Below are 14,278 nucleotides of genomic sequence, written 5' to 3' on the forward strand. Positions count from 1 at the left end.
CCCTTTTTTATTATAAGGCGAGTTCCTGAATCAATGCTTTAAACTCTGCACCGAGTTTAGGATGATCTACGCCATAATGTAATACAGCCTTAAGATAACCAAGCTTGCTACCACAATCAAAGGTTTGACCCTTCATCCGATAAGCTTCGACAACTTCTGTTTGCTGCAATAGTGCAATCGCATCAGTTAGCTGGATTTCATTACCTGCCCCTTTTGGTGTCTGCTCCAGTAAATGCATAATCTTTGCCGGAAGGATATAACGACCTACCACAGATAAATTCGACGGTGCGGTACCAATCGCCGGCTTTTCCACAATCCCTTGCATCACCGTACTTTCACCTTCCGCAGGCGAAGCAGGCACATCCACAATCCCATATTGATCAACCAGATGATCAGGAACTGCCTCAACCATGATTTGTGATGCACGAGACTGTTCATAACGTTGAATCATACGAGACAGGTCATTTTGAGTATCTTGATCCTTAACCAGAACATCTGGTAACAGGACAGCAAAGTCATCATCACCAATGACAGCCTTAGCACAAAGTACCGCATGACCAAGGCCTAAAGGCTGTGGCTGACGTACGCTAATCACACTAACATGTGGGGGTAAAATTTCAGTAACTTCTTTAAGCAAATCGGTTTTATTTTTTTGCTCAAGTGTAGTTTCAAGTTCAAAGTTACGATCAAAGTAATTTTCAATCGATGCTTTGGAAGAATGCGTCACCAAAATGATTTGCTCAATTCCAGCCGCAATCGCCTCTTTTACCACATATTCAATGGCCGGACGATCAACCACCGTCACCATTTCTTTGGGAATGGATTTGCTGGCTGGTAAAAAACGTGTACCAAGTCCTGCAACAGGGAGAATTGCTTTTTTAATCATGTTATTCAACCTAATTATTTCCAAATTTAATTTACTTTAATTTCCTGACCACGCTGATAACCATCGACATAATGTTCAAGCTGCATTAACGCCCAGTCCACATCACTCTGAGTCGCTGTCAGCACATGCATACGATTAAATACTTCCAGAATTTCAGCTAAAGGATAATGCTTTTCTACTGATCTTAAAATTCGCTTATGTGAAGTAATCTCTGTATTTTCCTGGTCAATTAACAGCTCTTCATACAGTTTTTCGCCTGGACGCAACCCTGTGTATTGAATTTCAATATCACCATCGGGATTTTGACTGTCTTTCACCTTTAACCCACTTAATGAAATCATCTGACGAGCAAGGTCCTGGATTCTTACCGGTTCACCCATATCGAGCAGGAATACATCTCCACCTGTGCCTAAAGCTCCTGCTTGGATTACTAACTGCGAAGCTTCAGGAATCGTCATAAAGAAACGTGTCACTTCAGGATCAGTGACGGTGATAGGCCCACCTTTAGCTATCTGCTGTTTAAATAATGGAACAACTGAACCGGATGAACCTAAGACATTCCCGAAACGTACAATACTTATCTGGGTTTGATTTTGTGCTTCCGCCATGGCCTGACAATAAAGCTCTGCCATACGTTTGGTCGCACCCATGACATTGGTCGGACGTACCGCTTTGTCAGTCGAAATCAGTACAAAGGTCTCGACCCCTTTTTTCACTGCAGCATTGACACTAAAGGCAGTCCCTACCGCATTATTTTTCAAGCCTGCCAACGGATTGCATTCTACTAAAGGAACATGCTTATAAGCAGCAGCATGATAGACGGTTTGAACACCGTATTGCTCAATGACCCGTTCCAGTTTACTTTCATCCACTACCGAACCTAGAATTGGAATAATTTCACAGCTGGCACTAAGACGTAATTCTTTATCGATACTATATAGAGCAAACTCTGTCAGCTCATAGATAATAAGTTTTACCGGTTGATTTTTAATAATTTGACGACATAGCTCTGAGCCAATGGAGCCTCCTGCCCCTGTAACCATCACGACTTTATCTTTGATATTTTTTTCTAGTAGTTCTGCTACTGGAGGAACTGGATCACGTCCTAAAAGGTCAATAATATCGACTTCCTGAATATCAGAAACTCGAATTTCACCATTGACCAGTTTAGTCAGACCTGGAATTTCAGTAATTTTTAAATGAGCAGGTTCTAAAAATTTTACAATCTCGCTTTTGCGGATACGTCCTACTGAAGGAAGAGCAATCAGAATTTCATCAATACGTAGTTTGGTAAAAGATTTTAATGCAGTTTCTGGCGCATAAACTTGAATTCCCCCAATATTCTGACCGCTCAATGAAGGATTATCATCAATAAACATGACTGGTAAATGTTCATTAGAACGATTTAAAGTTGCTGCAACCTGCTGTCCCGCATAACCAGCACCGTAAATCGCAATCCGTTTTTTCGATACTCCCGCATATAGATATGAACGAACAATAAAGCGGATTATTCCCCGACTAAACCAGACCCAGGCAAACATCATGAAGCCAAACATTAAAGGAATAGAAGTAGGAATGAACGCATGTGTTGCATACGCAAGCAAATACAAACCAATGACTGCCAGAACAGTGGCCAGCCCTAATTTGACAATAAAAAATTCATTAAAAGTACGAACAATAAAACGATAAACACCACAAACAAATAAAGCCAATACAGCAATGGCACTGACCCAAACTGTACCAAAAGGAATATTGGGAACGACTTCTGCACCCAGATCGAATTGACGAATGGCATAGCAAAGCCAGATCAGGACGGGAAATATGCAGAAGTCTAAAATAACGAGAAATGTCTGTTTAGCCGCACGTGGAGATTCAACTAAAGGTAGAATGATAGATTTCACTTGCTGTGTCTTCTCAATAATTATTTATAAATTTTTACCTCATATTAAATATTAGAGAGAATTGAGGTAAAAACTTGGATAAATGTTTAAAGTGTACCTATAAAGATACACTTTACATGATTGAATCCTAGAGAATTATATGCGACTAATCACCTGCTGAATAACATCTTTAGTTGTTTGAATATTATTTTCTGTTAACGTTGGATGCACGAGGAACATTAGACTGGTTTCACCCAGTTTTTGAGCATTCTTTAAACGCTCTTTTGGACGCCATGGCGTGTCATCAAAAGCATGCTCCAGGTAGACTTCTGAACAAGACCCACTAAAGCATGGTACACCTTCGGCATTAATTTCATTCATGATTCGGTCACGTGACCAGCCTTCTGGTAAAGCATCAGTATTGACTTGTACATAGCATTTATAGGCAGCATGTACATAATCATCTGATGGACGATGAACTGTAAAATATGGGCTATCTGCAAATGCAGCATAAATTTTTTCCATATTTGCATTACGCTGTGCTGTCCATTCGGACATCTTTTTCAATTGAATCCGTCCAATCACAGCCTGCATTTCCATCATGCGCCAGTTGGTCCCAAAAGAGTCATGTAACCAGCGGAATCCCGGTGGATGCTGTTTGTTATATATACTGTCAAAGTTTTTACCATGATCTTTATAAGACCACATTTTTTTCCATAAGTTTTCATCATTGGTAGTGACCATTCCTCCTTCACCACCCGTGGTCATGATTTTATCCTGACAGAATGACCAGGCACCAATATGACCGATTGAACCTGCAGATTTCCCTTTGTACTTAGCACCATGGGCTTGGGCACAATCTTCAATCACATACAGGCCTTTTTCTTCTGCCAATTGCATGATTGGATCCATATCACACATCCAGCCAGCGAGATGCACACAAATAATCGCTTTGGTATTAGGTGTTAAAACTGCTTCAATCGTACAACGTGAGATATTTTGCGAGTCAATTTCCACATCAGCAAAAATCGGATTTGCCCCAGCTGTCACAATGGAGCTAGCAGATGCAAGGAAAGTACGTGAAGTTACAATCACATCATCACCCGCCCTGACTCCCAAGGCTTTCAAAGCTACATCCAAAGCCACGGTACCATTCGTCAATGCTACTGCATATTGTGTGCCAGCAAATTGAGCAAATTCTTTTTCAAACTCACGGCATTCCTGTCCAGTCCAGTAATTAACTTTATTGGACAATAAAACCTGGGAGACAGCATCAGCTTCTTCCTGAGTAAAACTTGGCCATGGTTCAAATGCAGTGTTTAACATGATCTTTCCTGAATTTTTAAATTTAAAAACTTATTTTTTCTCTAAAATACGTGCCGGATTGCCAACTACTGTCACGCCTGGTGGCACATTTTTAGTCACTACTGCGCCCATTCCCACTACTGCGCCCTTACCAATCACTAAAGGTTTGTCTGGTGTGCCTTGCTTAATAACAGCACCTGTACCAATATAGGCATGATCTTCGATATGGATATTGCCATTGCATTTCACCCCGGGAGCAAAGGTGACGTAATCGCCAATGATGCAATCATGCTCAACATAACTATATAAATTGGCATGAAAACATTTACCAATCTTGATATTGGAAGTCAGAGTCACAAACGGGCTTAAAGCAGCACCGGGGGCAATTTCTATTGCATCCATGCGCACGACATTATCTGCCTGAACCGTCCATAGCTCAATTGCATCTTGTTCAAGTTTTTCGGCTATTTTTTCACGGATCTGACTATTAGCAATTGCAATGAGAACTGCCTTTCTATCAGCCTTTAGATTTTTAAATGATGCATAATTTAATGCTCTATGCCCATTAACCGTCATTTCTTCGATCAGACTGTCATCAATAAAATAGATTTCGGCATTTATATTCTGACGCTGTAATTGCTGGCGAGCCACAGGCATCAAGCTTCGGCCACAACCGGAAGCGCCATAGACGGCATAGATTTCAGTCATGAATCTTATCCGTTTTTGTACCAGTAAATTTAGTCATGGTCGCTTCCCCCTCGGCACTGATATCATCTTTTGCTAAAACTTTATGTACCGTTTTAAACATGATTTTAAAGTCGAGCCAAATCGACTGATTTTCAACATACCAAGTATCCAGTTTAAATTTTTCTTCCCAGCCAATGGCATTGCGGCCATTGACCTGCGCGTGACCGGTCATGCCCGGTCTTACATCATGGCGTTTGGCCTGTTCAGGGCTGTAAAGCGGCAGGTATTCTATCAACAGCGGGCGTGGGCCGACAATACTCATATCACCTTTAATCACGTTCCATAATTCCGGCATTTCATCCAGACTGGTAGAACGCAGCATTTGACCAAAAGGCGTTAAACGCTCACTGTCCGGCAATGGATTACCATGCTCGTCTACAGCATCTTTCATGGTGCGGAACTTGATCATTTCAAAGGGCTTGCCATATAAACCGGGACGCACCTGCCGAAACAAGACCGGAGAGCCTAGATTTTTTCGTACTTTATAGGCCACGAAGGCATAAAGTGGTGAAAGCAGGATCAGGGCAATGGAGGCGATGATAATATCGAATAGCCGTTTCAACATAAATCAGTCCACAAGAATTTTTTTATAGAAGTCAAAAACATCTTTAGATGTTTTTTTAACATCCAAAATTTGTTTGAGTTGTTTTGCTCCTTCTTGAGCCATATTAGAAGCATGTTGAGGATTTGATAATGCTTCTAAAATTGCTTCGGCCAAAGCCTTAGGATTTTCTTTTGGAACTAACCAACCCGTAATACCTGGTTTAACTATATCAGGAAATCCACCAATATCAGTTGCAATAGTTGGCACAGCCATAAGGAGAGATTCTGCCGCCCCCCCTAAATTCTCAGAATGTGAAGGATGTACTACGACATCTATATCAGGATATAAATCTGGTACATCTTTACGTGTACCTAAAAATAAAATTTGATCACCTAGTTTATTCTTGCCATATTTAACAATAGATTGGAAATATTGATCTGCACCCACCCAAGGACCACCAACTATTACACATTTAACATTCGGATTTGATGCTATAACTATTTCCATAGCATCTATAAGATCTTCGTGTCCTTTTAAACCACGCGTTTGTCCTAACCATTTTTTTGGTGCATAAGCATACGCAACCATACCTACTATTTTGATGTTTTTAGAAATATTAAACTCATCTCTTAATATACCTTTATCTTTTTTCTTATATGTAGATATATCAGTACCATAAAAAGTAGTCATTAAACGATCATGCTTAATGCCTGAAGCTAAGTAAATCTGTTGAGAAAGATTACAGGTAGGGATCCAATAGTCATATTTATTAGCTAACTTAAGGTCAAGAGCACGAGTTAATTTTTTTTCTAAATGTAAAGGGCCTGGCACTTGAAATATTTTCTTAATTCTTAGACCCTTCATTGCAACACGCATAAATACGGTGGTACCGACAAAATGTGAATGAACTATATCTGGTTTAATTTCTTTCAATAATGAACGAAATAAACTTATATTGGAAAGAAATAAATTAGGCTTTTTAATTAAAGAGGAAAAATCGACATTTAGAATATGGACTTTAGCACCTTTATCCCTATAACTTTGAGCTAAACCTTGATTGTTAGGCAGAAAAACATGTATTTCACAACCTAATTGAATTAGTTGGTCGACTTCTTTAAGTGCCCAAGATGCTCCTTTGGTTGTCTTAATTAAATGAACTATTCTCATTTAACTAAACTCCTTAGAATACAATAAATTAATATTAGTATTTATTATATCCAATTCTCTCTTACTTAATTCCCTACTGATGCGAAATTTAAATAAAAAATCTAATTGATTAAAAGTATTTAATACAAAAATAATCAATAGCTTTAAATATAATTTAATAAACAAATGATAAAAACTAAAAGAATTCAATTTAGACTTATAATTACTTACAATTCTTAACTGATCTTTGTATGCTCTTTTAAGTTTCGCATATGTAATACTACTATCCTCTCTATAGTAATATAATGGCTCACTCATTCTATAACACTTTAAATCATCATTAAAATAGCTTCTACACCACAACTCATAATCTTCAGCAACTATATTATCTTGATAATGATTACGCTCATACCAACTCTTTCTGACCATGAGAGATGGATGAACTATACCTATATTACCAGCTAAAATATCAAAAGCATTTAAATCATTATGCTCATAAATTCTAGCTCCATATATCTTATTATCATTTGATATTGAGCACACACTAGCAGAAACTAAATCTATATCAGGATTATCATTTAAAAATTTAATTTGCTTCTCAATCCTAGTAGAATCCATTAAATCATCCGCATCCATTCTAACTATATATTCATATTTAGCTTCTTTAACAATTTGATTTAAACGCGCAGATAACTTTTTATTTTGACCATCAGATATCACTCTAATACGTGAGTCATTAAAAGATTTCGCAATTTCTAAAGAGTTATCAGTAGATCCATCATCGATCAAAATCAACTCCCACTCTTGATGACTTTGATATAAAACAGATTTAATTGCATATTCTAAATACTTTTCAGCATTATAAAATGGAATACCAATACTCACTTTCATCAAAATATCCTAAAAACACTATTAATACTATATGGAACCAATAAAGAAAATCGGGTAGTGATTAAATAAAAATAAATAAAGCACAATGCAAAAAAAGTAAAATATGCAAAATTACCACGTATTTTATCAAAGAAATATGGGATTATAAAGCAAGATAACCAAGAAAAATAAAATAGTAATCTTTGAGGGCCTGAGGCAGAAGTACCTATCATCGCAATAGGTATAATAAATATGACACCTAGAAAGTACAACTGAAATATTTTATTGAATGTAACATTATCTTTCTCGCTTAAAAATAAAGAAAAATACCCAATTAAGCCTATTAATAAATAAAATATTAAAGTTAAGTAACCACCTGAATTTTCAGATGCAGAAGAATAAGAAGAATATCTCTCGTAATGAGAAGATAAAATACTTATAACTAATGGGCTCAATATTAAAGAAGTAAATAATATTAAAATTAACTTATACTCAAACTTAAATCTCATATTTACTAAGAAGTAAAATAATATTAAAATCAATGCTGACTTATGAAAAAAACTAGCAATAAATATTACCAAAAAGTATTTAAAAAAATTATTATTAATTAAATATGGTAAAGATAAAGCAGACAATGCCATAGCTATACCCTGCCTCAACCCATTAAAAAAAAATGTATAGTAACCAAAAGAAATAAAAGTAAAAACTGATATAAAATAATTTACACTAAACTTCTTAAAAATATATAAATAACAAAATATAACGATACAAGAGGAAATAAAAAATAGCCAAAAATAATTGTTAGTAAAGTACAATATAAAGTATTCAAGAAATTTATAACCCAACTCAATCCCATCATTAAAACTATAATTATCAATAAGGAAATTATTGTTAAAATTTAAAGTATAATTTTTTGTGTCAGCCCCTACTTCATCAGACCTAATACTAGCAAAAAGTACAAGAGATAAAAACGGAAATAGAAATGCCTTTCTATTTACGGCATACTTCTCAAACACAATAATAAAAATTACGAAAATTAATATTAAAAAATAAGGTAACATTAAAATCTCTTATAAATTTAATTAAAAATTAAACTTTGGAAATGTAGTCAAAATATTGATTAGATATACACTTGAAATCAAGGTTTTCTGAAAACAACTTAGCCCTCTTTCCTAAATTTATCCTTAATTCATCATTTTCCATCAATAAATCTAAACGTTCGGAAAATTTTTGAATATTTTTTACCTCTACAAGAAAACCATTAACTCCATCAAAAATTAAATCACTGGGACCAGTTATACAATTAAAACTTACACATGGTAGAGAGGCGGACATTGCTTCAGCTAAGGCATTAGGAAATCCTTCAGAAATTGAGCTAAAAGCAAATATTGAAGAGCGACATAACCAATTATCAACTTCTTTAGATTTTCCAACAAATGTCACTTGCTGCAATAAGTTTAATTGTCTTACTTTTTTTTCAAGTTTCTCACGTAAATAACCATCTCCGACTAAAACTAAATGCCAATCTTTCTTTTTCTTACAAAGTGCAAAAGATTCTAATAAATATTCATGTCCTTTTTCTGGAATTAATCTACCTACATTTATTATTATTTTTTCTCTTTTTACTTCTGAAACTTCGATAGATCTTACAGGATTAGGTATTACAATTGATTTACTAATATTTATTTCATTATCAATAAACTCTTTGTATTCCGTAGTCTGAGCAATAATTCCAGTCGCCAAAGGATACAGTTTTTTCCTTAATATATTATAATGAAAAGGCAGTATAGTTAAGGGACTATCTCTCTCAGAAATAACTATTTTGTTTTTTAACCCCATTGAAGAAATTAGAGTTAAAATATTACTTTCTCTTAAAAAACTGAAACAAATATCAGGATTTATCTCTAGTATTTTTCTCCTAAGCCTATAAATTAGCTTTAATAGTTCAAAGTATTTGAATTTAGAAAAACTTGTATAATTAAATCGATGTATTTTAATATTTTCATTAATTTCGTAGAAATCTTCTACATTAGTAAAAACCACCATCTCTATTTCACACATATTTCTAGCTATCCAATCATTAGCAAGACTTGATAAGACACGCTCTGCCCCTCCTGCACTAAGTGAAGGTATAATCATTAAAATTTTCATAAAAATTATAACTCTATAAGATTAAGATAAATTACTGCTTGATATTATATTTTCAATCATCCATTCCTGAGGATTAAAATCAGATTCTATCCAATTTAATTTTTCATCCCAGTAACCTTTACATTCATTATATGCTTCTACTGAAAAACCATAACTTATTTCGATAATAAGTGGCTCATCATCCTTAGAAATCACAAAGTCATAAGCTATACACTGTGATTTAATAATTTCATTAATTTTAAATGCAATTTTCACACACCTAATATCAACTACTTCTGGATCATATAAAATCTTTCCACTACCAGAAGCTCTAAAATCATTTTCTCTTACCATGCGTTTAATTGCAAAAGCCCTATCACCTACAACAATTACACGAATATCACTATCATTATTAGGAATAAACTCTTGAAAATAAATATATCCTTTTTCTGGAGAAATTTTCTTAGCAAAATCAGTTTTAAAAAAAAGACGAAATATACCTTTTAAAATACCTGAAAAACCTTCTTGCCCATTTTTGAACTTTCTAATTCTTTCTTTTAAAGATAAAAACCTATCAAACTGGCTGAAACCACTACTAAACGCTTTATTAATTAAAATAGCTGCTTGTACATAATTTTTTACCAATTTAACATTTGTAGATCCTGCTCCACCTTTAAGTTTAAACACTTTTGGATAACAGGTTCCTTTAGCCCAATCCAAAGCTAAGTTTTTATCATAGAATATATAACTCGGTACCAAAGGTGCCCCTATAGCCTCTAGCAAATATTTCTGGGCAGTTTTATCATCAAAATGCCATCCTGTTTTGAAGTCTGGGAAAACTTTTATTCCAGCATGCTCTAAAGCAAACAGAATTTTTTTAGCAGCTATAACATCTTTAGAATCAGCATGATGATGATGCCACATAAATACATCATACTCTTTAAGCTGTTCAATAATATTACTATCAAAAGCATTTACAATTTTATAATCTAAATTTTTAGTTTCACAATATTCAATCCAGCGTTCAGAAAAACTATTAGGATTATGATGAATAGCAATTTTCATTTTACTGAAATACCTCTTTGAATATATTTAGCTTTAAACATAATAGATAATCCCAAAATAGCCCTAGTTAATGTAATTGTAATAGCTGCACCCAAAAAACTATAAAAATAAATTAGTGGAAAACATACTATAAATCCAATAATCGAACTTACTATAGTAATGTTTCTTAGAGATTTCTCATAACCCTGAATAATCATATAATTGAGCCCATAAGTACTAATCAGTCCTTGGAAAATTAAAGAAAATGCTATAATTTGTAAAACAAGTGTTGCATCGTAAAATTCAGGAGTAAAAAATATTTTGATAATAAAAGGCGCTAGAATAATTAATAAAATAGCAGATATCATTGTAATTAAAATATTGATTTTTTCATAGATACTATGTTTATCTGATCTTCTCGATAAAAATGGAAAAAAAACTCGCGATAATATATTAATGAACTGTTGAGCAATATTAGCAAACTTACTACCCGCATCTAATAAACCGTTGGCTATATTCCCTCCCCAGAAGCCAAGAAGTACTGATGAAAAACTATTATAAAGATTTGGCACAATATTATTTATAAAAACATCTTTACTATTATTTATAGTTAGTATTATTTCTTTACCTTTAGGGGCTATTATCTTAACTTTCCATTTAAATAAAATTAGGTAAAATGAAACTATACCTACTAATATTGAGCCTAGACTTAAAAACAAAGGTTGCAAAATGAAGTCAGATTTTTCTTTAATAAATAAAAAAATACATGCTGTAAAAATTGCTTTAGAAATTAAATCAAAAATTGTAATAAACTTCATTTTTTCTATAGCTTGAAAAAACCAGTCAGCAAATAAAATTTTAGCTGGCACAAGCATAAATGTAATGAATAATAATGTCTGATTATCCTTTAAATAAGGAATAAATTCAGTAAGAATAAAAAGTATAATGAAAGAAATTAAAGCAAGTAAACTTTTAGCCCAAAGTACATTAGAAAAAATTTCAGAAATTTTTTCTAAATTACCTCTATTACGCGCGACATCACGGGTCGCCGTATAACTAAATCCCCAATCAGTAATAGTCTGAAACCAGACTATTACGGCTGCTGCAAAAGCTATTTTACCAAACCCGTCCACCCCTATTACTCGAGCCAAATAAGGAATAGTGAGTAATGGAAAGATATAGCCAGCAATTTGCATTATCATCAGATAACCAAAGTTACTGGCTAAAGCTTTACCATCTTTATTAGCACTTAAACGATTTTTAAGCGCCTTAATTCTATTTCGCATATTTACTTACTGAAATTGATATACCAAGGCATGGCTTGATCAATCCCTTGTGTAATGACAAATTGTGGCTGATAACCTAATAAGCTTTTAATCTTTTCAACACTCGCTTGTGAGTGTCGAACATCTCCCACACGGAATTCACGGTATACTGGCTGCTTATTATACTCCATACCATTTTCATTTAACGCAACTTTAATGGCATTAAACAAATCATTGAGCGTAGTACGATCCCCCACTGCCACATTGTAAACTTGGTTTTTCGCTTCCTCATTTTGTGTGGTAGCAGCTAAAATATTGGCTTGAACGGTATTTTCAATAAAACAAAAATCTCGACTGGTTTCACCATCACCATTAATAAAAACATCATCACCTGCAATCATGGCAGCAGTCCATTTAGGAATTACTGCAGCATAAGCACCGTTCGGGTCTTGGCGTTTTCCAAACACATTAAAATAACGTAAACCAATTGTCTTCAAACCATAAGTCCTTGCAAATACATCGGCATACAACTCATTTACATATTTGGTTACCGCATAAGGTGAAAGTGGGTTACCAATATTTTCTTCCACTTTTGGCAGTGCCGGATGGTCACCATAAGTTGAACTGCTGGCGGCATAGGTAAAACTTTTGACTTCTGCATCTCGTGCAGCCGTCAGCATATTTAAAAAGCCAGTAATATTGGCCGCATTAGTGGTGATCGGGTCAGCAATAGAACGTGGCACAGAACCCAAAGCTGCTTGGTGCAATACATAGTCCACATTTGCACAGGCTTTTTGACAATCTTCTAGGTTACGAATATCCCCCTCATAGAACTTAAAGTTTGCCCATTGCTCTGCACTAACCAGGTTTTGTACTTCGTCCAAATTATGTTGGTGACCTGTAGCAAAATTATCCAGACCCACCACATTTTGGTTCAGCTTTAACAGGGTTTCCAGTAAATTTGAGCCAATAAAGCCTGCTACACCGGTAATTAACCAGGTTTTTGGTGCTTGTTGTAATTGCTCGCATACAGTTTGATATTGGCTCATTTTTATGGTCCCTATAAATTACAGACGAAGGTCAGATTCAGATTGATCCAGTACATATTTCAGGTCATATAAAATATGTGCTGACTTGCCCAAGGCACGTAATGCTTCAGCACCCATAGCTTTAAAATGATCATGGGCAACGGCCAGAATCACAGCATCATACTGATCCTGTTCCAGATTTGCGACTGGAGTAATTCCATATTCATGTTGAGCTTCGCTTGCATCTACCCATGGATCATACACATCGGCAGCAATATTGTATTCTGTCAGCTCATTGACAATATCAATAATTTTGGTATTTCGAATATCTGGACAGTTTTCTTTAAAACTTAAGCCTAAAACCAGAACCTTGGCACCTTCGACCTGAATTTTTTTCTTGATCATCGCCTTGACCAGCTGGGTCACTACATAAGCCCCCATACCGTCATTTAAGCGGCGACCTGCCAGAATAATTTCAGGGTGATAACCGATAGACTGCGCTTTATGGGTTAAATAGTACGGATCAACACCAATACAATGCCCACCTACCAAACCTGGACGGAATGGCAAGAAATTCCATTTGGTACCTGCAGCCTGCAATACGGCTTCAGTATCAATTCCCATTTTATTAAAGATTACGGCCAGCTCATTAATGAGGGCAATATTGACATCACGTTGAGTATTTTCAATGACTTTTGCTGCTTCAGCGACTTTAATGCTAGTTGCTTTATGCGTACCTGCTTCAATCACCAGGTTATACACTTGATCGACAAATTCAGCGACTTCAGGCGTAGAACCTGAGGTAATTTTTAAAATATTGGTGACACGATGCAACTTGTCCCCCGGATTAATTCGTTCCGGGCTATAACCTGCAAAAAAATCCTGATTAAATTTTAAGCCTGAGACTTGTTCCAAAACTGGAATACAAGCTTCTTCAGTTGCACCTGGGTATACTGTAGACTCGTACACCACTACATCGCCTTTTTTAAGCACTTTCCCTATACTGGTAGAGGCTTTAATAAGTGGGGTTAAATCAGGTTGTTTAAATTCATCAATTGGGGTTGGAACAGTCACAATAAAAAAATTGCAGCTACTCAAATCATCTAAATTAGCTGAGTAACTTAAATGTGTCGCTTGTTTAAGTTCTTCTGGCGACACTTCTAAAGTATGATCTTGTCCACTTTGTAATTCTTGTATGCGTTTTTGATGAATATCAAAACCCACCACTGGCAATTTTTTTCCGAATTCAACTGCCAAAGGTAAACCGACATAGCCTAAACCAATAACGGCAATTTTTAGCTCAGAGAGTTGTAGCATTTTAGCGCCTTTAATTTATATCTGTATTTTATGAAGAATGAATCTTTCGGCAGGGATACTAGCAGAAATTTATGAAATTTCTATTATGATTTGTGCTCAAGTGACGTGAAAAAGAT

Annotated in this window: 13 protein-coding genes; all 13 read right to left on the reverse strand. The window is 35.2% G+C overall.

What is annotated here, in order from left to right:
• Positions 1-10 precede the first annotated feature (10 nt).
• The 13 genes from galU to tviB all read right to left on the reverse strand — a co-directional run bounded on the left by galU (position 11) and on the right by tviB (position 14,162).
• Complete coding sequence (galU, locus tag O4M77_RS14085) at positions 11-886, reverse strand: UTP--glucose-1-phosphate uridylyltransferase GalU (RefSeq protein ID WP_180025392.1); 876 nt, start codon at positions 884-886, stop codon at positions 11-13.
• A 26-nt stretch (positions 887-912) separates the two neighbouring features.
• Positions 913-2,787, reverse strand: a complete 1,875-nt coding sequence (locus O4M77_RS14090) for a nucleoside-diphosphate sugar epimerase/dehydratase (protein WP_323713605.1) — start codon at positions 2,785-2,787, stop codon at positions 913-915.
• Positions 2,788-2,922: 135 nt separating this feature from the next.
• Complete coding sequence (locus O4M77_RS14095) at positions 2,923-4,092, reverse strand: DegT/DnrJ/EryC1/StrS aminotransferase family protein (protein WP_323713606.1); 1,170 nt, start codon at positions 4,090-4,092, stop codon at positions 2,923-2,925.
• Between the two features lie 30 nt (positions 4,093-4,122).
• Entirely contained in the window at positions 4,123-4,779 is a 657-nt protein-coding gene (locus O4M77_RS14100; RefSeq protein WP_323713607.1) for a NeuD/PglB/VioB family sugar acetyltransferase, read from the reverse strand.
• A complete protein-coding gene (locus O4M77_RS14105; protein WP_323713608.1) occupies positions 4,772-5,383 on the reverse strand; it encodes a sugar transferase in 612 nt (203 codons plus the stop codon). Before O4M77_RS14105 ends, O4M77_RS14100 begins: the two co-directional genes overlap by 8 nt.
• Before the next feature lie 3 nt (positions 5,384-5,386).
• Complete coding sequence (locus tag O4M77_RS14110) at positions 5,387-6,529, reverse strand: glycosyltransferase family 4 protein (protein ID WP_323713609.1); 1,143 nt, start codon at positions 6,527-6,529, stop codon at positions 5,387-5,389.
• Positions 6,530-7,399 (reverse strand): glycosyltransferase family 2 protein, encoded by an 870-nt coding sequence (locus O4M77_RS14115; RefSeq protein WP_323713610.1) that lies wholly within the window; start codon positions 7,397-7,399, stop codon positions 6,530-6,532.
• A complete protein-coding gene (locus tag O4M77_RS14120; RefSeq protein ID WP_323713611.1) occupies positions 7,399-8,439 on the reverse strand; it encodes an EpsG family protein in 1,041 nt (346 codons plus the stop codon). The genes O4M77_RS14115 and O4M77_RS14120 overlap by 1 nt, the downstream gene beginning before the upstream one ends.
• A gap of 28 nt (positions 8,440-8,467) precedes the next feature.
• Positions 8,468-9,529, reverse strand: a complete 1,062-nt coding sequence (locus O4M77_RS14125; RefSeq protein ID WP_323713612.1) for a glycosyltransferase — start codon at positions 9,527-9,529, stop codon at positions 8,468-8,470.
• Between the two features lie 21 nt (positions 9,530-9,550).
• A complete protein-coding gene (locus O4M77_RS14130) occupies positions 9,551-10,573 on the reverse strand; it encodes a hypothetical protein (protein WP_323713613.1) in 1,023 nt (340 codons plus the stop codon).
• A complete protein-coding gene (locus tag O4M77_RS14135; protein WP_323713614.1) occupies positions 10,570-11,838 on the reverse strand; it encodes a flippase in 1,269 nt (422 codons plus the stop codon). Before O4M77_RS14135 ends, O4M77_RS14130 begins: the two co-directional genes overlap by 4 nt.
• 2 nt (positions 11,839-11,840) lie before the next feature.
• Positions 11,841-12,866: an NAD-dependent epimerase/dehydratase family protein gene (locus tag O4M77_RS14140; RefSeq protein ID WP_323713615.1), complete on the reverse strand. Its 1,026-nt coding sequence runs from the start codon at positions 12,864-12,866 to the stop codon at positions 11,841-11,843.
• A gap of 18 nt (positions 12,867-12,884) precedes the next feature.
• Positions 12,885-14,162 carry a Vi polysaccharide biosynthesis UDP-N-acetylglucosamine C-6 dehydrogenase TviB gene (tviB, locus tag O4M77_RS14145; RefSeq protein WP_323713616.1) on the reverse strand — a complete coding sequence of 426 codons (1,278 nt, stop codon included), beginning with the start codon at positions 14,160-14,162 and terminating at the stop codon, positions 12,885-12,887.
• Between the last annotated feature and the right edge of the window lie 116 nt (positions 14,163-14,278).

The organism is Acinetobacter sp. YWS30-1, from assembly GCF_033558715.1.
In the GTDB taxonomy this organism is placed as follows: domain Bacteria; phylum Pseudomonadota; class Gammaproteobacteria; order Pseudomonadales; family Moraxellaceae; genus Acinetobacter.

Bases quoted from the DNA above. Each gene is read 5' to 3' on its own strand.
- galU (WP_180025392.1), bottom strand. From the start codon at position 886: ATGATTAAAAAAGCAATTCTCCCTGTTGCAGGACTTGGTACACGTTTT.
- O4M77_RS14095 (WP_323713606.1), bottom strand. From the start codon at position 4,092: ATGTTAAACACTGCATTTGAACCATGGCCAAGTTTTACTCAGGAAGAA.
- O4M77_RS14100 (WP_323713607.1), bottom strand. From the start codon at position 4,779: ATGACTGAAATCTATGCCGTCTATGGCGCTTCCGGTTGTGGCCGAAGC.
- O4M77_RS14105 (WP_323713608.1), bottom strand. From the start codon at position 5,383: ATGTTGAAACGGCTATTCGATATTATCATCGCCTCCATTGCCCTGATC.
- O4M77_RS14110 (WP_323713609.1), bottom strand. From the start codon at position 6,529: ATGAGAATAGTTCATTTAATTAAGACAACCAAAGGAGCATCTTGGGCA.
- O4M77_RS14115 (WP_323713610.1), bottom strand. From the start codon at position 7,399: ATGAAAGTGAGTATTGGTATTCCATTTTATAATGCTGAAAAGTATTTA.
- O4M77_RS14120 (WP_323713611.1), bottom strand. From the start codon at position 8,439: ATGTTACCTTATTTTTTAATATTAATTTTCGTAATTTTTATTATTGTG.
- O4M77_RS14125 (WP_323713612.1), bottom strand. From the start codon at position 9,529: ATGAAAATTTTAATGATTATACCTTCACTTAGTGCAGGAGGGGCAGAG.
- O4M77_RS14130 (WP_323713613.1), bottom strand. From the start codon at position 10,573: ATGAAAATTGCTATTCATCATAATCCTAATAGTTTTTCTGAACGCTGG.
- O4M77_RS14135 (WP_323713614.1), bottom strand. From the start codon at position 11,838: ATGCGAAATAGAATTAAGGCGCTTAAAAATCGTTTAAGTGCTAATAAA.
- O4M77_RS14140 (WP_323713615.1), bottom strand. From the start codon at position 12,866: ATGAGCCAATATCAAACTGTATGCGAGCAATTACAACAAGCACCAAAA.
- tviB (WP_323713616.1), bottom strand. From the start codon at position 14,162: ATGCTACAACTCTCTGAGCTAAAAATTGCCGTTATTGGTTTAGGCTAT.